14 protein-coding genes are annotated in these 26,049 nt (G+C 71.5%); 10 read left to right on the forward strand and 4 right to left on the reverse strand.

Annotated elements, in window-relative coordinates:
- Positions 1 to 31: 31 nt before the first annotated feature.
- Positions 32 to 2,005, reverse strand: coding sequence for a transketolase (gene tkt / locus QSJ97_RS02730; RefSeq protein ID WP_285670114.1), 1,974 nt, complete (start codon positions 2,003 to 2,005; stop codon positions 32 to 34).
- A 519-nt stretch (positions 2,006 to 2,524) separates the two neighbouring features.
- On the opposite strand from tkt, the gene QSJ97_RS02735 reads away from it, so the two are divergent.
- The gene (locus tag QSJ97_RS02735) at positions 2,525 to 2,854 is read left to right on the forward strand and encodes a hypothetical protein (RefSeq protein WP_285670007.1); all 330 of its coding nucleotides are present in this window, start codon (positions 2,525 to 2,527) and stop codon (positions 2,852 to 2,854) included.
- Positions 2,847 to 3,539, forward strand: a complete 693-nt coding sequence (locus QSJ97_RS02740) for a cell division protein ZapA (protein WP_285670008.1) — start codon at positions 2,847 to 2,849, stop codon at positions 3,537 to 3,539. The genes QSJ97_RS02735 and QSJ97_RS02740 overlap by 8 nt, the downstream gene beginning before the upstream one ends.
- A gap of 46 nt (positions 3,540 to 3,585) precedes the next feature.
- On the opposite strand, the gene QSJ97_RS02745 is transcribed toward QSJ97_RS02740, so the two are convergent.
- A complete protein-coding gene (locus QSJ97_RS02745) occupies positions 3,586 to 4,905 on the reverse strand; it encodes a DUF8689 domain-containing protein (RefSeq protein ID WP_285670009.1) in 1,320 nt (439 codons plus the stop codon).
- Between the two features lie 137 nt (positions 4,906 to 5,042).
- Between QSJ97_RS02745 and QSJ97_RS02750 the strand changes: the two genes are divergently transcribed.
- The 6 genes from QSJ97_RS02750 (at position 5,043) to QSJ97_RS02775 (ending at position 13,138) form a co-directional block, all read left to right on the forward strand.
- The gene (locus QSJ97_RS02750) at positions 5,043 to 5,951 is read left to right on the forward strand and encodes a DMT family transporter (protein WP_285670010.1); all 909 of its coding nucleotides are present in this window, start codon (positions 5,043 to 5,045) and stop codon (positions 5,949 to 5,951) included.
- Between the two features lie 91 nt (positions 5,952 to 6,042).
- Positions 6,043 to 9,246, forward strand: coding sequence for an outer membrane lipoprotein-sorting protein (locus QSJ97_RS02755; RefSeq protein ID WP_285670011.1), 3,204 nt, complete (start codon positions 6,043 to 6,045; stop codon positions 9,244 to 9,246).
- Positions 9,247 to 9,335: 89 nt separating this feature from the next.
- Positions 9,336 to 10,613, forward strand: a complete 1,278-nt coding sequence (locus tag QSJ97_RS02760) for a hypothetical protein (RefSeq protein ID WP_285670012.1) — start codon at positions 9,336 to 9,338, stop codon at positions 10,611 to 10,613.
- Positions 10,614 to 10,657: 44 nt separating this feature from the next.
- A complete protein-coding gene (locus tag QSJ97_RS02765; RefSeq protein WP_285670014.1) occupies positions 10,658 to 11,299 on the forward strand; it encodes a TetR/AcrR family transcriptional regulator in 642 nt (213 codons plus the stop codon).
- Positions 11,300 to 11,360: 61 nt separating this feature from the next.
- Positions 11,361 to 12,212 carry a class I SAM-dependent DNA methyltransferase gene (locus QSJ97_RS02770; protein WP_285670015.1) on the forward strand — a complete coding sequence of 284 codons (852 nt, stop codon included), beginning with the start codon at positions 11,361 to 11,363 and terminating at the stop codon, positions 12,210 to 12,212.
- Positions 12,213 to 12,283: 71 nt separating this feature from the next.
- Positions 12,284 to 13,138: a class I SAM-dependent DNA methyltransferase gene (locus QSJ97_RS02775; protein ID WP_285670016.1), complete on the forward strand. Its 855-nt coding sequence runs from the start codon at positions 12,284 to 12,286 to the stop codon at positions 13,136 to 13,138.
- Between the two features lie 9 nt (positions 13,139 to 13,147).
- On the opposite strand, the gene QSJ97_RS02780 is transcribed toward QSJ97_RS02775, so the two are convergent.
- Positions 13,148 to 17,527 (reverse strand): translocation/assembly module TamB domain-containing protein, encoded by a 4,380-nt coding sequence (locus QSJ97_RS02780; RefSeq protein ID WP_285670017.1) that lies wholly within the window; start codon positions 17,525 to 17,527, stop codon positions 13,148 to 13,150.
- The gene (locus QSJ97_RS02785) at positions 17,527 to 19,410 is read right to left on the reverse strand and encodes an autotransporter assembly complex protein TamA (RefSeq protein WP_285670018.1); all 1,884 of its coding nucleotides are present in this window, start codon (positions 19,408 to 19,410) and stop codon (positions 17,527 to 17,529) included. The genes QSJ97_RS02780 and QSJ97_RS02785 overlap by 1 nt, the downstream gene beginning before the upstream one ends.
- 508 nt (positions 19,411 to 19,918) lie before the next feature.
- Between QSJ97_RS02785 and QSJ97_RS02790 the strand changes: the two genes are divergently transcribed.
- Positions 19,919 to 25,225: a choice-of-anchor I domain-containing protein gene (locus QSJ97_RS02790; protein ID WP_285670019.1), complete on the forward strand. Its 5,307-nt coding sequence runs from the start codon at positions 19,919 to 19,921 to the stop codon at positions 25,223 to 25,225.
- A gap of 236 nt (positions 25,226 to 25,461) precedes the next feature.
- Positions 25,462 to 26,016 carry a hypothetical protein gene (locus QSJ97_RS02795; protein ID WP_285670020.1) on the forward strand — a complete coding sequence of 185 codons (555 nt, stop codon included), beginning with the start codon at positions 25,462 to 25,464 and terminating at the stop codon, positions 26,014 to 26,016.
- Positions 26,017 to 26,049 lie beyond the last annotated feature (33 nt).

Consider the following 26,049-nt stretch of genomic DNA (forward strand, 5'->3'; position numbering starts at 1 on the left):
GGGCGCCCTTTCGCGTTGCGGCAGGGCCGGCTCAGAGCAGGCGGCGCACCTCGGCGGCGACCGCCTCGGCGGTGATCCCGAACGACTTGTAGAGCTCCTGATAGGGCGCCGAGGCGCCGAAGCCCTCCATCCCGACGAAGCCCGCCTTCTTGGCCGAGCCGCGCTCGCCGCAGAGCCAGCGGTCCCAGCCGGTGCGGACCGCCGCCTCGACACCGACGCGCACCGGCCCCGGCGGCAGGACGCGCCGGCGATAGGTCTCGTCCTGCGCCTCGAAGAGCTCCCAGCAGGGCATCGAGACGACCCGCGTGCCGATCTCCTCGGCCTCGAGCATCGCCTTGGCGGCCATCGCGATCTCGACCTCCGAGCCGGTGGCGACGATGACCGCCGCGCGCTTCGCCTCGGCCTCGGCGAGGATGTAGGCGCCGCGGCCGACCTCGTTGCGGTTGACATGGGCGGTGCGCACCGCCGGCAGGTTCTGCCGGGTCAGCGCCAGCACCGAGGGGCCGGCGGCGGAGAGCGCCAGCTCCCAGGCCTCCGCGGTCTCCACCGCATCGGCCGGGCGGAACACGTTGAGCCCCGGCGTCGCGCGCAGCATCGCCAGATGCTCGACCGGCTGGTGCGTCGGGCCGTCCTCGCCGAGGCCGATCGAGTCGTGCGTCATCACGTAGACCGTGCGCACGCCCATCAGCGCCGAGAGCCGGATCGAGGGCCGGGCATAATCGGCAAAGCAGAGGAAGGTGCCGCCATAGGGCGCCAGCCCGCCATGCAGCGCGATGCCGTTCATCGCCGCCGCCATGCCGTGCTCGCGGATGCCGTAATGGATGTAGCGGCCCTTGCGGTCGGCGGCCGAGAACACGCCGAGATCGGCGGTGCGGGTGTTGTTGGAGCCGGTCAGGTCGGCCGAGCCGCCGATGGTCTCGCGCATCACCGGGTTGATCTCGGCCAGCGCCACCTCGGAGGCCTTGCGGGTGGCCATCTTCGGCGCCTCCTCGGCGAGGCGGCGCTTCAGCTTGCGCACCGCCGAGGCGAGCTTCTTCGGCGCCTCGCCGGCCATCACGCGGTCGATCTCGGCCTGGCGGGCGGGGGTGAGCGCGGCGAAGCGGGCCTGCCACTCGGCGCGGGCCTCGGCGCCGCGGGCGGCGGCGCGGGCCCAGTCGGCGCGGATCGCGGCGGGGATCTCGAAGGGCGCCTTGCCCTCCCAGCCGATCGCCGCCTTGGCGCCGGCGATCTCGTCGGCCCCGGTGATCGCGCCATGCGCCTTGGCGGTGTCCTGCAGGGTCGGCGCGCCGAAGCCGATATGCGACTTGCAGGCCAGCATCACCGGCTGCTTCTGCGCCTTGGCCCAGGCGAGCGCCGCCTCGATATCGGCATGGTCATGGGCGTTGACCGCGCGGGTCACCCAGCCCGAGGCCTCGAAGCGGGCGCGCTGGTCGGTGCTGTCGGTCAGCGAGACCTTGCCGTCGATCGAGATGCCGTTGTCGTCCCAGAGCACGATCAGGCGCGAGAGCGCGAGATGGCCGGCGAGGGTGATCGCCTCCTGGCTGACGCCCTCCATCAGGCAGCCGTCGCCGGCGATCACCCAGGTGTGGTGGTCGAACACCCTGGCGCCGAAGCGCGCCCGCAGCGCCTCCTCGGCGATCGCCATGCCGACGGCATTGGCCAGGCCCTGGCCGAGCGGGCCGGTGGTGGTCTCGATCCCGGCGGCATGGCCGAACTCGGGATGCCCGGCGGTGCGGCTGCCGAGCTGGCGGAAGGCGCGGATCTGGTCCTCGCCCATGTCCTCGTAGCCGGTCAGGTGCAGCAGGCCGTAGAGCAGCATCGAGCCGTGGCCGGCCGAGAGCACGAAACGGTCGCGGTCGTGCCAGCGCGGCGCCTTGGGATCGAAGCGCAGATGGCTGTCGAACAGCACGGTGGCGACATCCGCCATCCCCATCGGCATGCCGGAATGCCCGGAATTCGCGGCCGCCACCGCGTCGAGCGCCAGCACGCGGAGCGCGTTGGCCATCGCGAAACGGCGCGCGTCCGTGCGGGCCTCCGCCGGTATCTCGGTTGTCGTGTTCACGCTCGGTCCCCGTATGTCTCAGTGCGCCGGTCCCACGGCGCCGGTTGCTGCCGCCAGAGCGCCCCGCGAGGGGGCCCTTCCTGCCGCGCGCGACAATGCTCGGGGCCATCCCTGCGGTCAACCCCGGCCGGACCGGCGGATGCGGCCTTCGGCAGGGCGCGCCGCGATCGTCCCTCCGGCTGCGCCCGCTGCCGCCATGCATGTTACGGGTGTGCATGTTGCCGGTGTGCGGGATGCCGGACCGCTGGATGGCGGGGCGCCGGGCGACGGGCGCCGGATGCCGGGCGCGCCGCGATTGCATTGTCCGGCGCTTGCGATATCGTCGGGACCGAAGGGTCGCGCGGCGGGGTGCCGGGCGGCGCCCGCCCGTGCAGGCGGGCCGGCGCGGCCGCGGCGAGCAGCAACGGGGCGGAAACGGGACGGCATGACGGGCAGCGACCCCATCTCGGAATTGGCGTGCGGATGATGCGGGCGGAAGAGAGCCAGGACGGCGAGACCGGCGCGGGAGACCGTGTCGCGGCGGCGCTCGGGCGGCTCTGCTCGGCGATCGACGGGCTCGAGGGCGCGCTGATGGCAGCGCTGCGCAGCGGGCCCGACCGTGAGGAGAGTGCGGCGCTGGCGGCCGATCTGGCCAGCGCCGAGGCCGAGCGCGACCGGCTTGCCGCCGAGGTCGAGGCGCTGAAGGCGGCGGCGCTGCGCGATGCGGAGCTGCGCAACGAGGCGACGGCGGCGGTGAAGGCGGCGCTCGAGGATCTCAAGGGGCTCATGCCCGAGGGGGAGACCCATGTCTGACGTGACCGTGGAAGTGGCCGGCCGGGCCTATCGTCTCGGCTGCGCGGATGGCGAGGAGGGGCATCTGCGCGGGCTCGCCCAGGCGGTGGACGGCGAGGCCCGCCGGCTGCTGCGCCAGCTCCAGACCCAGCCCGACGAGGGGCGGCTGCTGCTGATGGTCGCGCTGACCCTCGCCGATCGGATGGTCGAGCTCGATGCCGGCTCGGAGGCGGAGACCGCGCGAATCGCCGAGGCGGAGGCGGCGGCCGCCGCCCATGCCGAGGCGATGGCGGCCGCGGAGGCGCGGATCGCCGAGCTCGAGGCCGCGCTTGCCGAGGGCGGCGAGCGGCATGCCGAGGCGGCCGAAGCCGAGATCGAGGCGGCGGAGGCGGCGGCCGAGGCCGCCCGCGCCGCGGCCGCCGAGGCCGGGCGCCGGGCCGAGGCGGAGGCCGCCGCGCGCAAGGAGGCGGAGGGCCGTGTCTCGGCGCTCGAAGGCGCGGTGGCGGCGGCGCTCACCGAGACCGCGGAGCTGCGCCGGGCGCTCGAGGAGGCGCGTTCGGGCGCGCTCGGCGACGGCGAGGCGGCCCCCGATCTCTTCGCCGGCGACGCGGCGCAGGGCGACGAGCGGGCGGAGCGCATCGAGCAGCTCGCCAACCGCATCGAGCACCTGACCGAGCAGATCTCGCTGCATCTCGGCGACCGCTAGGGCGGTGCGAGGGCGGCGCCGGCCGCCCCCAGCCGCCCCCCGCCGCTCAGTGCTTGGTGTAGAGGTTGCCCCAGGCGCGGCGCAGATAGTCCTCGCGCAGCGCCGGCTTGGTCCCCTCATAGGTGCAGATCGCCAGGATCTGGTCGATCAGGAAGCGCGGGTGGAAGGCCTGCACCTTGGCGCCCTCCTCCTTCTCGTAGAGCTCGAACATCACGAAGCTGAGGATCTCCTCGGTGAGCTCGAGCCCCGCACGCTTGGCGGCGCGGTGGAAGATGTCGACGAAGGTCTCGATATCCGGGCTGTCCACCAGGATCTTGTAGCGCAGCCGGCGCAGCGCCGCGCCATCGACCAGCTCCTTCGGGTTGATGTTGGTCGAGAACACCACCAGCGCGTCGAAGATGATCTGGAACTTGCGCCCGGTCTGCAGCGACAGGAAGTCCTTGTTCGCCTCGAGCGGGATGATCATGCGGTTGACCAGCGCCTGCGGGCTCTCGCGCTGGCGGCCGAAATCGTCGATCACGAACACCCCGCCGCAGGCCTTCAGCTGGATCGGCGCCTCGTAGATCTTGGAGATCGGCGAGTAGGAGAGATCGAGCATGTCGAGGTTGAGCTCGCCGCCGGTGATGATCACCGGCCGCCGGGTGCGGATGAAGCGCTCGTCGAAGGCGCGCTCGTGGCGGATGCTGCCGGGGTCGCGGTTGTCCTCGACCATCAGCCGGTGCACGGTGGGGTCGTAGAGCGTGATGACCTGGCCGTCGACCTCGAGCGCATGGGGGATGAAGATGTAGTCCTCATAGGCCGCGGCCACCGCCTCGGCGATCGAGGACTTGCCGTTGCCCGGCGGGCCGTAGAGCAGGATCGACTGGCCGGAGTTCACCGCCGGGCCGATCTGCTCGGTCATCCAGTCAGGCATGGTGAGATGCGAGAACTGCCGCTCCAGCGCCTCGCGGGTCAGCACCTCGGAGCGGATCGACTGCTTGCGCACCTGGGCGGTGAACATGTCCACCGGCACCGGCGCCGGGCCGATATACTCCGACTGCGCCAGCGCCTCGAGCGCCCAGGCCTTGCCGGCGGAGGGCAGCTGGTAGCGCATCTCCGCGGTCAGCGAGGCGCCGAGCTGGCCCTTCACCTCGATCAGCCGCTTCTCCGAGAGGATCTGGATCAGCTTGTCGATCAGCGGGATCGGCAGCTTGGTCGCCTTCGACATCTCCGAGGGGAGCTGCAGGTTCTGCCGGTAGATCGTCTTGATCAGCAGATCCGCCATCCACTCGGGGTCGAGCCCGGTTTCCTTCAGCGTCATCGGCGGCTTCGGGTGCGGGATGATCCGCTTGCCCGGCTTGGTCGGATTGTCCAGTCTCAGATTCATGGTCCCACCCTGAATTGACGCCTGGCAGAGTAGCAAACTAATCGTCAGGCGGAAACGCACGGATGCCAAGCACTTGGCCCGGCAGGCTGCGAGATCGCTTCGACCGGGACCGGATGATGATTGCACAAGGGGGGTTAATGAACAACGGCAAGGAGCTTCGGGCGAAGATCGCGACGCTGTTCGGCGGCGCGGTCTGGGGGGCGTTCTGGGTTCCGGTGCGCTGGCTCGAGGCGGCGGGCATCGCCGGGATCTGGCCGGTGGCGCTGCTCTACGGCGTCGGCGCGCTGGCGCTCCTGCCGCTGGCCGCCTGGCGCTGGCGCCAGCTCCGGGCGGGGGGCTGGCGGCTGCACCTGGCCGGGCTGATGCTCGGCTCGGCGATGGCGGTCTATGCCACCGCCTTCCTGTTCACCGAGGTGGTGCCGGCGGTGCTGCTCTATTATCTCAGCCCGGTCTGGGGGTTCCTGCTGGCCTGGCTGGTGCTGGGCGACCGCATGACGCCGCCGCGCTGGGCGGCGCTGGTCCTTGCGCTGGCCGGGGCGGCGCTGGCGCTCGGGCCCGAGAGCTGGCCGCCGATGCCGCGCAACATCGGCGACTGGATGGCGCTCAGCTCCGGCATGCTCTGGGTGCTGGGCTCGATGCTGATGCTGGCGCGGCCGGTGGCGGGCAGCCTCGACTACGGGATCTCGTTCTTCCTCTGGGGCGCCTTCGTGATGTGCCTCGCGGCGGTGATCGTCGGCCCGCTGCCGGAGGCCGGGGCGGTGACCGGGGCGCTGCCCTGGCTGGTGCCGCTGGTGATCGTGCTGGTGCTGCCGGGCTGCATGGCGGCGATCCACGGCGCCTCGGTGCTCAATCCCGGGCTCGTCGGTATCCTCTTCATGGCGGAGATCGGGGTCAGCCTGGTGCTCGCCTGGCACCTCACCGACGAGCATATCGGCATGCCGCAGCTCGCCGGCGTGGCGCTGATCGCGCTGGCCGGAGCGGCGGAGGGGCTGTGGTCGATCGGCCGCGGGCGGGTGCTGCGGCGGCGGGCGCGGCAACTCGAGTGAATTTTTCTCGAAAAATTCACAGATCCGTGTTGACACCACGGCAGGCGGGCTGAATAAAAACATCATCGTTCATTCTTCGCCGAGGAGTCCCATGCCCCCCGATGCCTCGCACCATGCGCCCGACGCGCCGCCGGCCAATGGCGGCCGGGCGCTCGCGGCGCGCGCCGCCGGCTTCATCGTCGCCAACCGCTGGCTGTGGGTGCTGAGCACCCTGGCGCTGATCGCCTTCTCCGCCGCCCGGATCGACCAGATCTGGCCGCCCGACCCCTCGGCCCGCATCTTCTTCGCCCCCGAGAACCCCGACCGGCAGGCGCTCGACCAGTTCGAGGCGCGCTTCGCCAAGGACGACAACCTGATGATGGTGGTGGTGCCGGAGGGCGGCGACGTCTTCACCCCGGAGACGCTCGCCGCCATCGGCGCGCTCACCGAGGCCTCGTGGCAGCTGCCGCTGGTGCGCCGCGTCGACAGCCTCACCAACTTCCAGCACACCTATGCCGAGGGCGACGAGCTGATCGTCCGCGATCTGGTGCCCGACCCGGGCAGCGTCACGCCCGCCGAGGCCGAGGCGGCGCGCGCCGTCGCGCTCGACCGCATCGAGCTGCTCGACCGGATGGTGTCGGCGGATGGCGCGGTGACGCAGGTCCTGGTGCGCTTCATGCTGCCGGGGGCCGATCCGCAGCAGGAGGTGCCGCTGATCGTCGCCGAGACCCGCGAGATGCTCGAACGGGTGCTCGCCGGGCATCCCGGCATCGAAGTCCGCCTCACCGGCTCGGTAATGATCAACAACCAGTTCGCCACCTCCGGCAAGGAGGACAGCGCCAACCTGCTCGGCCCGATGTTCCTGGTGATCCTGGTGATCGTCGGGCTGGCGCTGCGCTCGGTCTTCGCGACGCTGGCGGTCTTCGTGGTGATCAGCCTCTCGGCCTTCGCCGGGCTCGGCGCGCTCGGCTGGATGGGCATCCCGCTCAACTCGGTGACGGTGCTGGCGCCGCTCTACATCATGACGCTGGCGGTGGCCTCGACCGTGCACATCCTCGCCGCGGCGCGCCAGACCATGCCCGAGACCGCCGACCGCAAGGAGTGGATGCGCCGCGCCCTCACCGACCATCTCGGCGCCATCATCGTCGCCTGCGTGACCACCGCCATCGGCTTCTTCTCGCTCAACTTCTCGATCTCGCCGCCGTTCCGCCAGCTCGGCAACATCGTCGGCTGCGGCGTTCTGGCGGCGCTGGTGCTGACGCTGACGCTGCTGCCGACGCTGGTCACCGTGCTGCCGATCCGCCGCCGTACCGAGCCGCCGGCCACCGGCGTCGCGATGGGCCGGCTGGGCGACTGGGTGGTGCGCCGCTGGCGCCTGCTGCTGCCGGGGATGACGGTGTTCGCCATCATCTGCGCCGGCGGCATCACCCGCATCGCGCTCGAGGACGATTTCCTGCGCTATTTCGACGAGCGCTACGAGTTCCGCCAGGACACCGACTTCACCGAGGCCAGGCTCACCGGCGTCAACGCGCTCGAGTTCGCGCTGCCGGCCGGCGAGGCGCAGGGCATCAACGACCCGGCCTATCTGCGCGAGGTGGAAGCCTTCTCCGCCTACATGCGCGGCCAGCCCGGCGTCACCTCGGTGGCGACGCTGACCGACACGATCGCCCGGCTCAACATGGACATGCATGCCGACGATCCGGCCTATCACCGCCTGCCGGAGAACCGCGACGAGGCCAGCCAGTACCTCTTCCTCTACGAGCTCTCGCTCGGCTACGGCATGGACCTGACCGACCAGATCGACATCGACCGCTCGGCGATGCGCGTGACCGTGGCGCTGGCCCATGTCACCACCGCCGACATGCGCGCCGTCACCGCCGATGCCGCGGCATGGCTCGACGCCAACGCCCCGATCATCGCCGCCGCCTGGAAGGAGAGCCATCCCGGCCTGCCGCAGGTCACCCCGACGGGCGTGACGCATGTCTTCAACATCATCTCGCACCGCGACGTGCGGGCCATGCTCACCGGCACCTCGGTGGCGCTGGTGCTGATCTCCGGCGTCATCATGCTGGCGCTGCGCGACGTGCGGATCGGGCTGATCTCGCTGGTGCCCAACCTGCTGCCGGCGGCCATGGGCTTCGGCCTCTGGGGCTATGGCGTCGGCGCGGTGACGCTGGCCATCGCGGTGGTGATCGCCGGCACGCTCGGCATCGTGGTGGACGACACGGTGCATTTCCTCTCGAAATACGCCCGCGGCCGGCGCCAGGGGATGAGCGCCGAGGATGCCGTGCGCTACGCCTTCCGCTCGGTGGGCATGGCGCTGCTCGTCACCACCATCGGGCTGTTCGGCGGCTTCGCCGTGCTGGCCCAGTCCGGTTTCGCGGTCAACGGCGACCTCGCCAAGCTCACCGCGATCACCATCGTCCTCGCGCTGGTGGCGGATTTCCTGCTGCTGCCGGCCCTGCTGATCTGGCTCGACAAGAGGAGCACCACCATGACGACCCGCACCGCCGCCGTCACCGCCGCCCTCGTCCTGGTCCTCGCCGGCGCCGCCACGCTGCCGGCGCTGGCCGAGACGCCCGAGGAGAAGGGGCTCGCCATCGCCGAGGCGGCCGACCGCCGGGATCTCGGCTGGGGCTCCTACACCGTCGAGGGCGAGATGGTCCTGCGCGACAGCGCCGGCAACGAGAGCCGCCGCGCCTTCGAGAACTTCACCTACGAGCGCGAGGACCCGAGCCTCGGCGACATGGGCATCATCGTGTTCCAGCGCCCGCGCGACATCCGCGGCACCGGCCTGCTGACCCATTCCAACATCGAGCCGCAGGACGACGACCAGTGGCTCTACCTGCCGGCGATCAAGCGGGTGAAGCGGATCTCCTCCTCGAACCGCACCGGCAAGTTCGTCTCCTCGGAGTTCTCCTACGAGGATCTCGGCAGCCAGGAGGTGCCGGACTACACCTACAGATGGCTCGCCGACGAGCCGTGCCCGACCGATGCCGGGCTGACCTGCCATGTCGTCGAGAGCTATCCGAAGAACCCGAAATCCGGCTACTCCAAGCGGGCCGCCTGGATCGATACTGCCGAATACCGGGTGCAGAAGATCGATTTCTACAATCGCCGCGGCGATCTTGAGAAAACCCTGACCTATGCCGGCTACAAAGAGTATAAGGGTCAGTACTGGCGGCCGGATTTCATGCGCATGGTCAACCATCAGACCCGGAAGGAGACCGATCTGGTGTGGTCGGCCTACGACTTCTCGGCGCCGCTCGGCGAGAGCGATTTCGACCAGAGCCGGCTGCCGCGGCTGGCGCGCTGAGCCGGCAGGCCGACAAGCCGGCAGGCTGAAGGGGCAGGGTGAGGAACCCGCGTGAAAGGGGCCCGAGAGAAAGGGGAATGCAGATGGTGATGCGACATCGCAGACCGGAGGCGACGCGCTTTGCCGCCGGCGTCTTCTGCGCGCTGGCCGGGATCGCGGCGCTGATCGCCCTGGTCTCGCCGGCACCGGCCGGGGCGGAGGAGGCGAACCGCCTCGCCTTCCTCGAGCCGGAGCATGCCGAGATCTACGGCAATGTGGAACTTGAGGGCACGCTGTTCTTCCAGCCGCCGCAGTTCGACGACCAGCGGCGCGACGACGTCTCGATGGCGATCGAGCCGACGCTGCTGCTGGAGTGGAACGACGGCGACACCGTGTTCACCTTCACCCCCTTCACCCGCTTCGACAGCCAGGACGACCACCGCACGCATTTCGACATCCGCGACATGAAGATCGAGCAGGTCTCGGGCGACTGGGCCGTCACCTTCGGCGTCGACCGCGAGTTCTGGGGCCGCACCGAGGCGGTGCATCTCGTCGACATCGTCAACCAGACCGACCTGGTGGAGGGCATCGACGGCGAGGAGAAGCTCGGCCAGCCGCTGCTCAAGCTCTCGCGGCTGACCGGGATCGGCGAGTTCTCGGCCTACTACTTCCCCTATTTCCGCAAGCGCACCCTGCCGGGGCCGGAGGGGCGGCTGCGCCTGCCGCTGCCCTATGCCACCGAGCGCGCCGAGTTCGAGACCGGCGCCGAGGAATGGACCCCGGCCTTCGCCGGCCGCTACACCGGCGTCTTCGGCGATGTCGATCTCGGGCTGCACGGCTACTGGGGGCTCTCGCGCGATCCCTCGTTCCGGGTGAGCCGGGGCCGGCTGCTGCCGGTCTACAGCCGCATCGCGCAGGCCGGCATCGACGCGCAGTACACCTTCGGCGCGACGCTCTGGAAGGGCGAGGCGATCCTGCGCCAGGGCCAGCGCAACGCCAGCTTCGAGCGCGAGCTCTATGTCGCCGCCACCGGCGGGCTCGAGCACACGCTCTACCAGATCGGCGGCACCGATGCCGATCTCGGGCTGCTGCTCGAGGGCGCCTATGACAGCCGCGGCGACGAGGCGCTGACCGCCTTCGACAACGAGGTGGTGGGCGGCCTGCGGCTCACCCTCAACGACACCCAGGACACCGCGGTGCTGCTCACCGGCGCGGTGGACGTGACCGACGGCTCCGCCTCGGTCCGCCTCGAGGCCGAGCGCCGCCTCACCCCGCACATCACCGCCGCGGTCGAGGCGCAGGGCTTCTTCAACACGGCGGACGACTTCGTGAACCGCGGCTTCGCCGACGACAGCTTCGTGCGCCTCAAGATCAAGTACTACTTCTGAGCCGGGATCACCGCTTCAAACCACCCGGGAGACCGTTCCGAACCATGACCAGTGCGAAATCCGAGCCGCTGCCCTCCGCCAACGACGAGGCCCACAGCCGCATCCGCGGCGAGATCCTCGACGAGGCGGAGGCGCTGTTCTGCCATTACGGCTTCTGGAAGACCAACATGAGCGACATCGCCCGCGCCTGCGGCATGTCGACGGCCAATCTCTATCGCTACTTCCGCAACAAGCAGGCGATCGGGCTGGCCGCGGTGGGCCGCCATTTCTCCGCCGAGGAGGCGGTCGGCGCGGCGGCCATCGCCGAGGCGGGGCCGGACCCCGAGGCGCGCATCCGGGCGCTGCTGCGCGCGGTGGTGCGCCACACGGTCGAGGCGATGGACACCTATCCGAAGATGATCGAGATGGCGGAGTTCGTCTGCGGCGACGAGGAGGGCTATTCGCTGCTCGAGGCGCATATCCGCTGGCGGCGCGAGCAGATCGCGGCGGCGCTGGCCGAGGGCGCGGCCGCCGGCGCCTTCGATGTCGACGACGCGGAGCGCACCGCCATCGCGCTGCAGCACGCGGTCAAGGCGTTCTGCATGCCGTTCTCGCTGGCGCAGTGGCGCGACCGCACGACCGTGATGCCCGAGCTCGAGGCGGTGCTCGACCTCGCCTTCAGGGGCATCCGGCGCGCCGGCGGCTGATCCGCGCGCCATCGCGCCCGGGGCTCTGGCCTCGGCGCCCGCGGCGGGCTATAGCGCGCCGATGAGCGATCAGGATGACATCACCGAGGCCGATCTCGACGCACTCGCGGAGGCCTACAATGCCGGCCTCGCGCATGAGCGCGCGGGCGACATCGCCGCTGCCGTCGCCGCCTTTCGGCGGGCGCTGGAGATCGACCCGGCCGACCGGGGCGGCGTCGCCGTGCGGCTCGCCGCGCTCGGCGAGGGGCCGGTGCCCGAGACCGCGCCGCCGGCCTATGTCGCGACGCTGTTCGACCAGACCGCGCCGCGCTTCGACGAGATCCTGGTGGAGCAGCTCGGCTATGCGGTGCCGATGATGCTGCGCGAGATGCTGGAGGCCCGCGGCATCGGCCCGGTCGGGCGGCTGCTCGATCTCGGCTGCGGCACCGGGCTCGCCGGGGTCGCGCTCTCCGACCGGGCGGCGGAGATCGTCGGCGTCGATCTCTCCGAGGCGATGCTCGACGAGGCGGCCGAGCGCGACTGCTACGACGCGCTCTATATCGGCGACGCGGTGGCCTTCCTCACCGGCGAGGAGGAAGGGCAGGAGGAAGACGACAGCCGCTTCGACATGATCGTGGCGACCGACATGCTGCCCTATCTCGGCGCCGTCGAGGCGCTCTTCGCCGGCGCGGCGGCCTGCCTGGTGCCGGGCGGGCGCCTTGCCTTCTCGACCGAGCGGCTGCCGGCCGATGCGGCGCCGCCCGAAGGCTATGCCGTGGGCCCGGCGCACCGCTTCGCGCACAGCCTCGCCTATCTCGAGGCGCAGCTCGCGGCGGCCGGGTTCGCGCTCGAGGCGGCGGAGCCGATCACCGTGCGCTTCAACGAGGGCGAGCCCGTGCCGGGGCATCTGATCCTCGCGCGCCACACCGGCTGAGGCGGCTTTCCCGGCCGGGTTTCCTTGGGGTCAGGGTTTCGCTATGATCGCCCGGACTTCAGGTGATCGCCATGGCTCGACACGGTTCTGGAACCGGGTCTTCCGGCCCGGATATCGACACGCTCGCAAGGACATTCGAGGCCGCCTATCGCGCCGAGGCCGGCGGCGATCTGGATGCCGCGGTGGCGGCCTATCGCGCGGCGCTGGCGCTCGACCCCGAGGACCGCGGCGGCGCGCTGCTGCGTCTCGCGGCGATGGGGCTGGCGCCGACGCCGGACCGGGCGCCGCCGGCCTATGTCGCCACGCTGTTCGACGAGAATGCCGAGGAGTTCGACACCCGCCTCGTCGACGATCTTGGCTACCGCGTGCCGGAGCAGCTGGCGGCGTCGGTCGCCGAGCAGGGCCTGCCGGCAGCGGCGCGGGCGCTCGACCTCGGCTGCGGCACCGGGCTGGTCGGCCGGGCGGTGCGCGGCATGGTCGGCCATCTGACGGGGGTCGATCTCTCCGCCGAGATGCTGCTGCAGGCCAAGCGGCGCCAGATCTACGACCGGCTGATGCTCGGCGATGTGGTGGCGGCGCTCGAGGCCATCGCGGCGCGCGGAGAGCCGCCGGCCGACCTGATCCTCGGCGCCGATCTCCTGATCTATATCGGCCGGGTCGAGCCGCTCTTCGAGGCGGCGGCGGCGGTGCTGGCGCCCGGCGGGCTGCTCGCGGTCTCGACCGAGACCCTGCGCCGGCCGCCGCCGGGAACCTGGCGCTGGCGCGTCGGCGAGGGCTCGCGCTTTTCCCATGCGCCGGACTATGTGGCGGATGCGGCCCGCGGCGCCGGGCTCTCGGTGGAGCGGCTCGAGCCGATCACCGTCCGCCAGCAGGCCGACCACCCGGTGCCCGGCCATCTGCTGCTGGCGCGGCGCCCGGGGGCCTGAGCCGCGGGCTCAGAAATCGGTCTTCCAGTTGATGCCGACGGAGGTGTTGCCCTCCTGATCGACCTCGCTGTCGACGATGATGTCCTCATAGACCTCGACCTCGACGCTGAGCCGGGTCTCGGCGCCGTCGAGCGACTGCTTGGCCCCGACATAGACGGTGTCGGTGACGTTCTTGCCGATGGAGATCTCGGCGCTGTCGTCGGTCGGATCGATCGCCAGCGTGTCGAGCCCGACGCTGGAGCGCACGTCGTCGACCAGCCCGCCGGAGCCGTCGAGCAGGGTGGCGAGGCCGGAGGCCAGCCGGATCGCCTGGCTCGCGCTCAGCGACTGCGAGGAGGTGCCGAAGAGGATCCGGGGCAGCACCTCGTCCTCCGGCAGCCCCTGCTGGGAGTAGAAGGTGATCTCCGGGTCCGAGGCCGAGCCGTCGACCGCGATGCCGCCGGTGACGTCGTTCTCGTCGGCCTGCAGCCGCACCTCGATGCGCGGGTCGATCTCCCGCCCGCCGGTGAAGCTGATGGTGCCGGTCTCCAGCTCGAAATTCGTGCCGATCAGCGAGAGCCGGCCGCGGATGCGCTCCACCGAGCCGGTGAGCCGCGGCGCCGCCGCGGTGCCGCCGACATCGATGCTGGCCCGCCATTCGCTGTCGAGCCCGCGGCCGCGGACGAAGATGTCGCGCGGCGCGCGGATCTTGACGTCGAGCGCCACGGTGCTGCCGGCGGCCTCCTCCTTGGGCTCCACCGGCGCGCCCTTGATGCGCACGTCGCCGAGGGTGACCACCGAGGGCGGGGTCGCGCTCACCAACCGGATCTCGGCGCGGTCGATGGTGACGGTGCCGGAGATGTCCGGCCCGTCGAGCGGGCCGGCGGCGAGGATGTCGAGGCTGATCGCGGCGGTGGCGTCGTCGCGGCGCACCAGCACCGCGCCCCGGCTCTTCAGCGTCGCCTCGACCGCCTCGGGCGAGACCGTCGCCGTGGCCTCGAGCCGACCCTCGGCGCCGTCGCGGGCATCGAGGTCGAGCCGGATGCGGTCGCCGCCGAGCAGCTCCGAGCGGAGGTTGATACTGGTGAGGATGGTCCCGGTGTCGAGGTTTTCGTAGCGCCCCTCGGTCATCGCCACCCGGCCGGTCAGCTTCGGCGCGTCGAGGGTGCCGTCGATGCCGAGATCGATCTCGAGCGGGCCGTCGAGCACATGGCCCGGCGCCGGCACCAGCGCCCAGAGCCGTCCGATATCGCCCGACCAGACCACCCGGCCCGAGAGCGGCGCCGATGCCGGCACCCGGGGCAGGGGGCCGCCGGAGGCGCGCAGCGGCACCGCCGCGGTCACCCGGAACGGGTCGCCGAACGGCCCGGCGAGCGCGGCGTCGAGATCCGCCTGCCGCCCGTCCCAGTCGCCGCGGGCGCTGATGCCGAGCTGGCCGATATCCGTCACGCCCTCGTCGAAGCGCAGCCCGTCGAGGCTGAGCTGCATCTGCCCGCGGGCGCGGCCGGGGCGGGTGTCGATGCCGAGCCTGAGATCGAGCGAACCCTCGGCGATCGGCGCATCCGCCAACCGCCTGGCGATGCCGAGATCGGCGAGCGCCAGCGCCAGCTCCGCCGAGAGGCCGGCGGGGTGCAGCGCGGCCTCGCCGGTGAGCCCGCCGCCGGGCAGCGCGAGGTCGATGCCGTCGAGCCGGATGCTGTCGCCCGCGGTGATGCGCAGCGGCGCGCGCAGCGCGGCCTGCTCCTCCTTGTAGCGCGCGGTCAGCTCGGTCACGCGGATCAGCGGCGCCTCGCGCGCGGCGTCGATCTCGGCCCTGACGGAGAGCGCGACCGGCTCGCCGTCCGCCGCGCCCTGCGTGGCGACCTGCGCCACCAGCCGCGACAGCACGCCGTTCACCGTCGCCTCGATGCGCTCGAGCCGGGCGCTGCCGGCGGTGACCGCGCCGCTCTCGAGCCGGGCGGCGATCCGCGGATCGGTGGCCGGGTCCTCGACCCGGGCGGTCAGGCGGACGGCCTCCACGGTCGCGCCCTCGGCGGCGATCCGCGGTGCGGTGAGGCGGGCCTCCGCGCGGGCGCCGGCGCCGAGCAGGTCGGTCCCGCTGGCGTCGATCCGCGCCGAGGGGATCCTGGCGCCGCCCGCGGCGAGCCCGCCGAGCGCGATCTCGGCCTCCGCATTGGCGCGCCCGGCATCCGGGGTCAGCCGGGCCGTCACCTCAGCCGTGTCCAGGGTGACGCCGGAGGCGGCGATGCCGCCGGCGCTGGCCGTGATCCGCCCGCCGGGCAGGTCGGAGAGCGCGTTGACGGCGACGATCTGGGCCGTCAGCCGGGCGATGCGGGCACCGGCCGCGGCATAGCCGAGCCCCTCGGCCTCGAGCTCCGCGCCGACCGCATCGAGGTTCTCCACATCGTCGATCCGCGAGGTCAGGCGGGCGCGCTCGGCGGTGGCGCCGAAGCCGTCCACGCCGTCGAGCGCGAGGTCGAGCCGCAGGCCCTGCGTGCCGTCCTCGCCGGTGAGCCCCACCGAGCCGCTCGCCGCGCCCCGGACCGGGGCACCCGCGAAGGCGGCGAGCGGCGCGAGGTCCGGCGCGTCGAGCTTCACCGTTCCGGTGGCGAGGCCCGAGGCGAGATCATAGGCCACCACCCCGTCGATCCGCGCGCCGAGCGCGGTCGCCTCGAGCCGCGCGAGGTCCAGCACCTCGTCCGCCAGCGCGAAGTCGAGATCCGCCGTCAGCGGGCCATAGGGCGAGCCGGTGGCGTCGAGATCCAGCGTGCCGGAGACGGTCTCGCCCGCCGTCACGTCATGGTCGAGCCGCACCGTGCCGTAGCGCTCGCCGGCATAGCTCAGCCCCTCGGCGGCGAGCTGCCCGGTGACACGGATCGCCGCCAGCGGGCCCGCGGCATGGCCGGTGATGCGCGCCGCGCCGCCGGCCATGACACCATAGGCCGCCGCGAAGGGGCCGAGCTCCGGCGTCGCCAGGCGATAGTCGAGCGCCGCGGTCTCGGCGCCGAGATCGAGCCCCCCGGAGGCCGCGAGATGCAGCGGGTTGCTGTCGAGCGTCAGGCCCGAGAGCACCAGGCGCTGGTTCTCGAAGCTGCCGCGGATGTCGAGCAGCGCCGCGCCGAGCAGCTGCGCCCCGATGCGGTCGAGCCGCAGCGCCTCGGCATTGCCGTTGACCGCGAAGTCGATGCGCTCGCCCATGCGGGTGACCTCGGTCTGCAGCCGCGCGCGGCCGATATCGGCCGGGTCGGTGGTCAGCCCGTCGAGGCGCAGGAGGCCGGTGGCGGCGAGATCCTCCACCGTGCCGCGGACCTGGCCCTCGAAGCCGAAGCCGTCGAACGCCACCCCCTCGGCGAGCTTCGCGAGATCCGCCTTGCCGTCGAGCAGGATGTCGAGATCCGCCGCGCCCGTGGCCTTGTCGTAGGAGCCGGCGGCGTCCAGCGTCAGCGCCGGCGAGCGCACCGCGCCCTTGCGGATCGCGATCACCCCGGCGGCATCCTCGGCGATGTCGATGTCGATCCGTGCCTCCGCGCCGAGCAGCGCGGCCGCCGTCGGGTGGATCGCCGGGCCGGGCGCCACGCGGAAGGCCGCGCGCACCGCGAGCGGACCCTCGATATCGACCCGCGCGGTGCCGTCGGCCTCGAAGACCCGCTCGGTGGCGGCGGCGAAATCCATCGCCCAGTCGGTCAGCGGGCCGTCGGCCTTGAGGGTGACGCGGCTGGCGCTGTCGTCCGGGAAACCGGCCAGCGCCGCGACCAGCCCGCCGGCGGCCTCCTCGGCCTCGAGATTGGCCTTCAGCCGGTTGCTGGAGAACTGGCGCACATAGTCCACCGCGATGCGCCCGGAGATCGCGTCGGTGCGGGTCAGGGTGAGCTGGAGCGACTGCTCGTCGCCCTCGTCGCGGGCGCTGCCGGTGGCGTCGAACGCCAGCGACTGGTCGGCGATCACCCCCTCGGCGATGAACACGCGGGTCAGCTCCAGCACCTCGACGCGGGTGGTGATCGGCGAGCGCGGCCAGTCGAACGGCTCGCCGTCCTGCTCCGCGATCTCGGCGCCTTCCTTGACCTCGACCTCGCCCTCGGGCGCGCGCAGCACCCGCACGCCGGAGGCGGCCAGCCGGTTGATCTCCAGCTCGCCCGAGAGGATCCGCCGGGCGTTCCATTGCAGCCCCATGCGCTCGGCCTCGAACCAGACGCCGCGCCGGTCGGAGATCTGCACCCCGACGAGATCGGTCACCCCGTCGCCGGGGCTCTCCACGTTCTCGGCGGTGATCGAGAAATCCTCGGTGGAGATCTGCTCCAGCGCGAACTGGATCAGCGAGTTCTTAAGGTTGAAGAGGTCCAGCGCCGGCGCCGGCAGCACCGCGGCGAGCCAGATCGCGAGGGCGAGGGTGAGGCGCAGCAGGGATCGCATCAGAATGCCTGTCCGACTGAGAGATAGGCCTGGAAGCTGTCGTCGACATCGCGGCCGTTGATCGGGAAGGCGATGTCGATCCGCACCGGGCCGATCGGGGAATAGTAGCGCACGCCGAAGCCGGCGGCGACCTGGAGGCGGTCGGAAAAGTCCGGCAGCGTGTCCTCGGAGATCGCGCCGGCATCGGCGAAGACCACGACGCCGAAATCGCCGTAGACCCTGGCGCGGAGCTCGGCGCCGAACTCGATCACCGAGAGCCCGCCGATCGGGTCGTTGGTGCTGTCGAGCGGGCCGATGAAGTCCTCCTGGTAGCCGCGCACCGAGCCGCCGCCGCCGGAATAGAAGCGCCGCGTCGCCGGCACCTTCGAGAGCCCCTCGGTGACGATCGAGCCGATCCGGCCGCGTTCGGCCAGCACGAAGCGCTCGTCGCCGAGGATGTCCTGATAGGCCGAGGCCCGCGCCGAGACCCTGAAGAAATTGGTGCTCTCGCCGGCGAACAGGCCGGTGAAGGGGGTCGCCTGCACGCGCAGCCGGTAGCCCTTGGTGGCGTCGAGCAGGTCGTCGGTGCTGTCGTATTCCACGAAGCCCGGCACGCCGAACAGCAGCACCTCCTCGTCGCCGAAGCCCTCGTCGACCCGGCTCGCCTCGATCAGCCCGCCGAGGCCGATCTTCCAGCGCTCGGTGAGGCGGCGGTTGATGCCGATGCTGAGCGTGGCGCCGACCTCCTGATAGGCGTCCTCGTCGACATGGCGCAGCTCGAGCCCGCCGACCAGGTCCTGCCCGTGGCGCAGCAGGAACTGCGGCTTGAGGAAGGTGGCCGCGGCAATCTGCTCGTCGAAGCTGATCTCGGTGGCGAGGCCGATCCGCTCGCCGGCACCGAAGACGTTGCGGTGCTCGAAGCTGCCGCGGAAGGCCGGGCCGTCATCGGTGCTGATCCGCGCGCCGAGGGCGACGGTGCGCGGCGGCGCCTCGTCGAGCTCCATGATCACCGGCGCGGTGGCGCCCTCGGGCGGGGTCTCCGGCGGGTGCAGGCTGGCGCCCGAGAACAGGCCGGTGGAGAACAGCCGCTTCTGGTATTCCTTGAGCTCGGCGCTGGAATAGAGCCCGTCGGCCTTCCAGGGGCGGTAGCTCAGCAGGTAGTCGTTGTCGATGTCGGGCGCGCCCTCGATGACGATCTCGCCATAGCGGTAGACCGGGCCGGTGGCGATGAAGCTCTCGACCTCCAGCGTGCCGGCCTCGAGATCGGCCACCGCGTCGCGGTCGCGGAACTGGGCATAGGGCCGCCCCGCGTTGCGCAGCCGGGTGACCGCCGCGCCCTCGGCGCCGACGATCCCGGCCGCCAGCGCCGGGCCGCCCACCGGCGAGCCGAGCGCCGCCGCCGAGAGCGGCTCGGGCGGCGTGCCGCCGGTGTCGATCAGCTGCATCCGGTGCTCGGCCAGCGTGAGCTGCGGCCCGGGCGCGATCTCGAAATGCGCGGTTGCCCGCATCTTCGGCGGTTCCGCATCCGGGTCGGCATCCCCCGGCGGCGGGGGCGGGGTCTCATCGACCTCGATCCGGGTCTCGATCTCGGCCTGGTAGTAGCCGCGCGAGCGCAGGATCTTCTGCGCCGTCTCGATGTCGCCCTCGGCCCGGCGGCGCAGGAAGGCGGCGCTGTTGGCGCCCTTCTCCTGCTGGCGATAGAGCGCCAGCGAGCGCTCCATCAGGTCGGCGATCTCCTCGCTCGGCGCGCCGGTCACCACGACCTCGTAGTCCAGCGCGGTCTCGGGCTCGGAGAACAGGGCGAACGGCTCGTCCTCGCCATTGCTGCAGGCGGTGAGCAGCAGGCCGCAGGCCGCGACGAGGGCACGGGCCAGACGCCCGAAGCGGGGGGAAGCGTGGTTCATGGGTGTCCGGCGTTCTGTCATCTCCCTCGGTGGTCGCCGCTGGGCAGGCGCGAGTCAAGGCCGGCCGGGGCGGCGGCGGCCCGCCACGCGATATCGGCTTCTGCCGGATGGAGCCGTGCAGTGCGCCGGCCTGCCGGAACGGTGCGTCCCTGCGCCCGCCCCGCGGCGGAATCTGCCGCCCTGGCCAGCCATTCCGGCCGGCGGCGGCCGGAATTTCCGCGCCCGGCCCCCGCGGCGGGCGGCGTGCCCTTCCCGGTCCCGAACTGCAATCCACTGTCACGAATATTACACCGGCCCGTCGCATCCCTGAGATCAACGATCCCTAACCGGAACCGGTCCGACGGGGTGGCCATGCCGCCCCCGCCGGGCTGTGCCGGTGTTGCCGTCTGTGCGGCCGGCGGCGGGGGGCCGAACGAGGCGGCCGGCCTGCGTGTTGCGGCTCCCGAGCGGGAGCGGCTGGGCCATGCGGCGCGCCTTCGGGTGCGCGAACAGGAAACGGGGACGTGAGATGGCTTTCACTCTGCAAATTCTACATGCGTCGGATCTGGAGGGCGGTGTCGACGCCATCTCCAACGCGCCGAACTTCGCGACCATCGTCGAGGCGCTCGAGGCCGAGGCGGCCGATGCCGGGCATCCCTCGATCCTGCTCTCCGCGGGCGACAACTACATCCCCGGCCCGTTCTTCAACGCCGGCGGCGATTTCAGCCTGAGCAACACCTATGAGGGCTTCTACAACGCGCTCTTCGGCCTGATCGACGAGAGCGCGCTGGATGCCGCCGACGACACCGACGGCAACGGCTTCTTCGACAATGCCGAGATCGAGGCGGCGATCCGCGCCGGCACCGCGAGCTTCGACGCGGTCTACACCACCGACATCAACGGCGACGGCTTCAGGGACTATTTCGAGGAGATCGACACCCAGGAGGGCCGCGTCGACATCGCGATCATGAACGCGCTCGGCTTCGATGCCTCGGCCGTGGGCAACCACGAGTTCGACGCCGGCACCGACTACTTCGAGAACATCATCAACTACGACAGCGAGGAGGGCAACGGCCTCTCCGGCAGCCGCTACGACGATGCCGCGCTGGTCCCGGGCCATGTCAACTATCTCCAGGAGATCGACACCCCCGGCGCGCAGTTCCCCTATCTCTCGGCCAACCTCGACTTCTCCGGGGATTTCGATGTCGGCCCGCTGTTCTCGGGCGCGATCCAGCCCGCCTCCGCCTTCGCCTCCGACCTGCTGAGCGCCCGCGTCAATCCCGATGACCCGGCCGAGACCGGCGCCGACAGCAACGACATCAAGGGCGCGCCGGCGACCGTGCTGACCGTCGATGGCGAGCGGATCGGCGTGGTCGGCGCGACCACCCAGCTGGTCTCGCAGATCTCCTCCACCGGCGCCGTCGCCGACGCCACCTCGCCGGGCGTCAACGACATGGCGGCGCTGGCCGCCGCGCTGCAGCCCTTCGTCGACGAGCTGACCGCCAGCGGCATCGACAAGATCGTCATCGTCAGCCACCTGCAGCAGTTCGCGCTGGAGCAGGAGCTGGCCTCGCTGATGACCGGCGTCGACGTGATCATCGCCGGCGGCTCGGACACCATCTCCGCCGATGCGCAGGACCGCCTGCGCGAGGGCGCCGCGGCCGAGCAGCCCTATCCGCTGATTGTCGAGGATGCCGAGGGCAACCCGACCGCGGTGGTCTCCACCGATGGCGAGTACCGCTATGTCGGCCGCCTAGTGGTCACGTTCGACGAGGACGGCAACATCGTTCCCGGCTCGATCGACGAGGACGTCTCCGGCGCCTTCGCCACCGATGAGCAGGGCGTGCTCGACGTCACCGGCGCCGACAGCCTCGAGGCGGCCATCGCCGGCTCCGAAGCGGGCGCCGACGTCGCCGCGCTGACCGGCGCCGTCACCGATGTGGTGATCGCCGCCGACAGCACCGCCTTCGGCGAGAGCACCGTCTATATCGAGGGCAGCCGCTCGGCCGTGCGCACCGAGGAGACCACCCTCGGCAACCTCACCGCCGATGCCAACATCTTCGCCGCCCAGGCGGTGGACCCGGCGATCACCGTCTCGATCAAGAACGGCGGCGGCATCCGCGCCTCGATCGGCGAGGTCGACAGCGAGGGCAACGAGCTGCCGACCCAGGCCAACCCGGTCTCGGGCAAGGAGGAGGGCGAGATCTCGCTCCTCGACATCCAGAACGCGCTGCGTTTCGACAACGGCCTGGTGGCGGTGGAGACCACCCCCGAAGGGCTGAAGATCGTGCTCGAGCACGCGGTGGCCGCCACCGCCGAGGGCGCGACCCCCGGCCAGTTCGCCCAGGTCGGGGGCCTGCGCTTCTCCTTCGACCCGGAGGCCCCGGCGCAGGAGCTGACGGTGATCGACGGCACGCTGGTCACCCTGCAGCAGGGCGAGCGCATCCGGAGCGTCGAGATCGACCTGCCGGACGGCTCCAGCTTGGTGATCGTCGAGAACGGCGAGGTCGACGACGACGCGCCGGAGAGCATCAAGGTGGTCACGCTCGACTTCCTCGCCGGCGGCGAGGGCGACCTGCTCGGTGGCGACGGCTACCCCTGGCGCGGCGTCGGCACGGTGACCGATCTCGAGATCGGCGAGCAGGACGCGCTGGCCGACTATCTCGCCGCGACCTTCCCCGTGGATGGCGACGACGCCTTCTCCGAGGCCGAGACCGGCCCCGAGGCGGACAGCCGGATCCAGAACCTCGGCCTGCGCGAGGACGACATCTCCGAGCCCGGGCCGGTCGAGCCGGTCGACGTGCCGGTGGTGCCGCCCTTCGAGGCGGTGCTCGGCTCTGGCGAGCTCGCCATCACCCCGGTGGTGACCTTCCAGGGCGCCTTCGAGACCGATGGCGACGCCGAGGGCGCCTCGGAGGTGGTGAACACCATCGACGGCATGCTCTACGTCACCAACGGCAACATCCAGACCATCGACATCTTCGACATCGCCGCCGGCGAGACCGCGGGGCGCATCCAGCTCTCCGACCTGCCCGGCTTCGACGGCGTGCAGTCGGTCGCGGTGAACGAGGAGGTGATCGTTGCGGTGGTCGATGTCGAGCCGACCGACGGCGTGCCCAACAACGGCATGGCGGCGATCTACGACCGCGACAGCCTCGAGCTGATCACCACCGTCGAGACCGGCAACCTGCCCGATTCGGTGACCTTCACCCATGACGGCAGCCGCGCGCTGATCGCCAACGAGGGCGAGTTCAACTCCGAGAGCGATCTCGTGGTCGATGCGCCGGGCGGCGTCACCGTGGTCGACCTCTCCGATCTCGGCGCCGTCACCGCCACCACCGTCGACTTCTCCGGCGCCGCCGACCTGATCGCCGCCGCCGCGACCCAGGGACTGCGCCTCAACCCGGAATACGACCCGGTGACCGATCTCGAGCCGGAGTACATCGCCGTCGCGCCGGACGACAGCCATGCCTATGTCTCGCTGCAGGAGGCCAACGCCTTCGCGGTGCTGGACCTCGAGACCCTCGCTTTCACCGACATCATCACCCAGGGCACCCGCAACCACTGGCTGGGCGACCCGGAGCTGACCACCGTCGCGTTCACCGACCTGCCGCTGCTCGGCACCGATGCCAACGGGCTCGACATCGATCTCGGCGGCTTCTCGGGCCTCTGGTTCGACGGTGCCGAGGCGGACGGCACGCTCAACTTCCTCACCGTGCCGGATCGCGGCCCGAACGGCTCCGAGGTGGTCGAGGGCGCGCGCACCTTCAACCTGCCGGACTACCAGGCCCGCGTGGTCGCGTTCTCGGTCGATCCGAGCACCGGCGAGGCGACCATCGGGAACCAGATCTTCTTCACCGATGGCGCCGGCAACCCGATCACCGGCCTGCCCAACCACCCGGCACTGGACGAGACCCCGGTGGATGCCGCCGGCAACCCGCTGGACTACGACCCGCTCGGCGCCGACATGGAGGGCATCGTGCGCGCCGGCGACGGCACCTTCTGGACCGTCGACGAGTACCGCCCGGCGATCTACCACTTCGACACCGACGGCACGCTGATAGACCGCTTCGTCCCGGCCGGCACCGCCGCCGCCGCCGGCGAGGAGGTGGGCAGCTTCGGCACCGAGAGCCTGCCGGAGGCGTATTTCTCGCGCGTGCCGAACCGCGGCTTCGAGGCGATGGCGATCGACGAGGCCAGCGGCATCCTCTACGCCTTCATCCAGACCCCGCTGGCCAACCCGGACAAGGCGGCCTCGGATGCCTCCGGCGTGATCCGCATCCTCGGCATCGACATCGCCACCGGCGAGCCGGTCGCCGAGCATGTCTACCTGCTCGAGGATCCGAGCGCGGCGATCCGGGCCGGCGGCCGGGTCGACAAGATCGGCGATGCGGTGTTCCGCGACCTCGGCGACGGCACCGGCGAGATCCTCGTGATCGAGCGCGACGGCAATTTCGGCTCGGATGCCGACAAGAACGTGTTCTCGATCATCCTCGACCAGGCCACCAACCTGATCGCCGACCAGGTGGCGCTGCCGGCGGGCGAGACCCTCGAGCAGCAGTCGGCCGCCGATCTCGCGGCGCTCGGCATCGAGCCGGTGGCCAAGAGCAAGCTCTTCGGCGTGCCGGAGATCGGCTACACCCCCTCCGACAAGACCGAGGGCCTGGCGCTGATCCAGACCGCGGAGGGCGAGGCCATCGCGCTGCTCAACGACAACGATTTCGGCATCGAGGACAGCGCCGGGCTGGTGCCGCAGCTCGGCATCGTCACCGCCGCCTTCAATGCCGGCTTCGACGCCACCGACGACGGGGTGATCGACATCGTGCCGCGCCAGGTCCTCGGCCTGCGCATGGCCGATGCCATCGCCGCGGCGGAGATCGGCGGCATCACCTACCTGCTCTCGGCCAACGAGGGCGACGGCCGCGGCGATGCCTTCGACGACGGCGAGGCGGTGCCCTTCGGCGACGAGGCCCGGGTCGGCGATCTGCTCGAGCTCGGCCTGATCGACGAGGCGGTCAACACCGACGGGCTGGAGCGGCTGGTGGTCTCGACCATCGACGGCGACACCGACGGCGACGGCGACATCGACGTGCTGCACAGCTTCGGCTCGCGCAGCTTCACGATCTTCGACAGCGCCGGCAACGTGGTCTTCGACTCGGGCTCCGAGTTCGAGCGCTACATCGCCGCCAACTTCCCCGAGCGCTTCAACGACGATGACGGCGGCCTCGGCCAGAACCGCTCCGACGCCAAGGGCCCCGAGCCGGAGGCGCTGGCGGTCGGCGAGGTCGATGGCCGGACCTATGCCTTCATCGGCGCGGAGCGCGATTCGGGCGTCTTCGTCTACAATGTGAGCGAGCCGGAGAACGCTTATCTCGTCGACTACATCGACGGGTTCGGCGCCGGCAACATCGCGCCGGAGACCATCGCCTTCATCCCGGCCGACGAGAGCAGCTCGGGCAAGGCGCAGATCGCGGTGGCCTACGAGATCTCGGGCACCACGGCGGTGTTCGATCTCGACCTCGACACCGGCGTGGCGACGGTCGAGGACTTCTACGATGTCGCGCTCGGCCGCCAGTTCGACGCCGCCGGCCTCAACTTCTGGTCGGAGGTCTACGAGACCGCCTCGATCGAGTTCGTCTCGGAGGCCTTCGACCTCTCGACCGAGTTCAACGCCGCGATCGACGGGCTGAGCGATCTCGAGGGGCTGAACCTCGTCGCCAACAACGCGCTCGGCCGCGATGCCACCGAGGCCGAGCAGGAAGCATTCCTGCCGATCATCGCCGAGGACGGCTACGACCAGGTCTTCCTGGCCTTCATCGAGCCGGACCTGGCCTGATGCGCCGCGCCCGGCCCCGCGCGGGCCGGGCATCGCCAGAAACCGGGAGGGCCCCCAGGCGGGGCCCTTTCGATTCGGAGGCGCCCGATGCCGGCGCTCCCCGCTTGTGCGCGGCCCCCGATTCGCGGGAGACTTCGCCGGCCCGAGGGGGCGGGCGCAAGACCGCTCCCGGCCCGGCCATTGCAGGAAACCGAGACCACGGGCCGCCGCCGCCGCTGCCCGACCGGGAGGGACCGATGAGACCAGCCGCCGAGATCACCGCCGCCGGGATTGCCGGGGCCGCCGCGCTCCTGCTGCTGGCGCTGGCCTCCGGGCCCGGCACGCCGATGGCGCGGGCCGATGCGGCGGCCGCTGCCGCGGCCGATCCGGCGGATACCCCGGGACCCGCCGCGGCGGCGCAGGAGCAGCCCGCCTTCCGCACCGCGCCGCCCGCGCCGCAAACCCCGCTCAGCCTTTTCCAGTGGGCGCTGAAGGCCGAGGGCCGGCTTCTGCTGGTGCCGCTCGAGGGCCATCTCTGGCCGGCCGAGCGCGCCGGCACCGGCATCATCGAGACCCTGCCGCCGAAGATCGCCGTGCGTCTGCACCATGACGGGCGCGAGATCAGCCTGCCGCTCGCGGCGGTGCTGGCGCCGCAGGAGCTGGCGCCGGGCTATGTGCTGGAGCGCCGCGAGGGCTCTGCCTGGCAGCCGCTCGACGCCGCGCATTTCGACGACATGACCTTCTATGGCCGGCGCGGGACCGGCGCCTTCGAGCCGCTCGGGCTCGGGGAGATCCGCATCCGCCCGCGCTGAGCCCGCAGCGCCGCCCGAGCCCGCAGAGCTTAC

The sequence above is a fragment of the Paralimibaculum aggregatum genome (assembly GCF_030270585.1).
GTDB classification, from domain to species: Bacteria; Pseudomonadota; Alphaproteobacteria; order Rhodobacterales; family Rhodobacteraceae; genus Thermohalobaculum; species Thermohalobaculum aggregatum.